Here is a 1,156-nt window from a genome sequence, read left to right on the forward strand (position 1 = left end):
GTTAAATGTATAATTTTATCTAATTTAACACTTGAAGCTAATACTGTTGAGTGAGTAGTAACAATAACTTGTACGTTATGTTCATTTGCTACAGTCTCAAGATGATCTAATAAACGAACCTGCAATTGAGGATGTAAATGGGCTTCTGGCTCTTCAATGAGTAAAAGTCTATATAGTGACTCTTCCTTTGTTAAGGTTAATTCTGCAAGTATAGAAGCAATATATAATAAATTATTGTAGCCAAGGCTATTCTGACATAAATCTCTGAATTGATCTGCTTCAGCAGTTGTAATTTTAGGAAAGAAAATTAATCTTAAATTTTCAACAATTTTTGAAAATTCATTTTCAACAAATTGTATATGTGTTGATTGACTAAAATTCTGACCAATAGCTTCTAGCAAATGATCTGCAATCAGTTTATTTGCCTTTTTAATACTTGAATCTTTATCATCGATAAGTGATTGATTAAAATCTTTAAATTTTTCTTCTAAAGGATGTTTTGTCTCAGCTTTTTTACACGCTTTAAGCTGGTCTGCTTCAATAAACTTTAATAGTTTTGATAAACGAGATTGTCTTCCATTTACTAGCTTTGATTCCGCATCACGTAATGGAGGTAGATAAATACAATGGATTTTGTCAAATAGTTCAACATCAAATTGTGATGCTTTAGAGTTTCCACCCCAGAAACTTTTTTTAAAACGCCCACGTAACTCTTTATTTAAGACTTCTAAGTTTAAAATTACATTATTTACAGCATCACTCCACTGTAGAAATGCTATTGGTTCAGCATTTTCTAAATTATCAAATTCAACTTTTATTTTGAAAGAGTCAGCTGCTATAGAAGCTTCTTTAAATGGTTTATTAAAATCATCAGAAGAAACATTATAAGAGCCAGATTCAGTATCAATAAATAGTTGTCGAAACGAGTTGATAATAGCTGTTTTACCAGCTCCATTTTCCCCAACAATTACATTTAAACCTTTCCTAAAGTTGATCTCAAAAAGCTCTGAAAAACAACGATATCCCGTAATTGATAACTTCTTAATATACACAGTTATACCTGATTAATTATTGATGAAAATTTAAAAATTAAGCCACCGCTTCATTAAACGCTTCTACAACCTCAAATATGTTGTCAGTATCCCCATCATTAAAC

Annotated in this window: 1 protein-coding gene; it reads right to left on the bottom strand. The window is 30.2% G+C overall.

The window, feature by feature from the left end; translation table 11 throughout:
* The coding region (locus HMPREF0023_RS09180; RefSeq protein WP_008941930.1) for an ATP-dependent nuclease at positions 1-1,052 on the bottom strand (1,052 nt) is incomplete at its 3' end.
* Between the last annotated feature and the right edge of the window lie 104 nt (positions 1,053-1,156).

Origin of the sequence: Acinetobacter sp. ATCC 27244 (genome assembly GCF_000156555.1) — a bacterium.
GTDB lineage: Bacteria > Pseudomonadota > Gammaproteobacteria > Pseudomonadales > Moraxellaceae > Acinetobacter > Acinetobacter haemolyticus.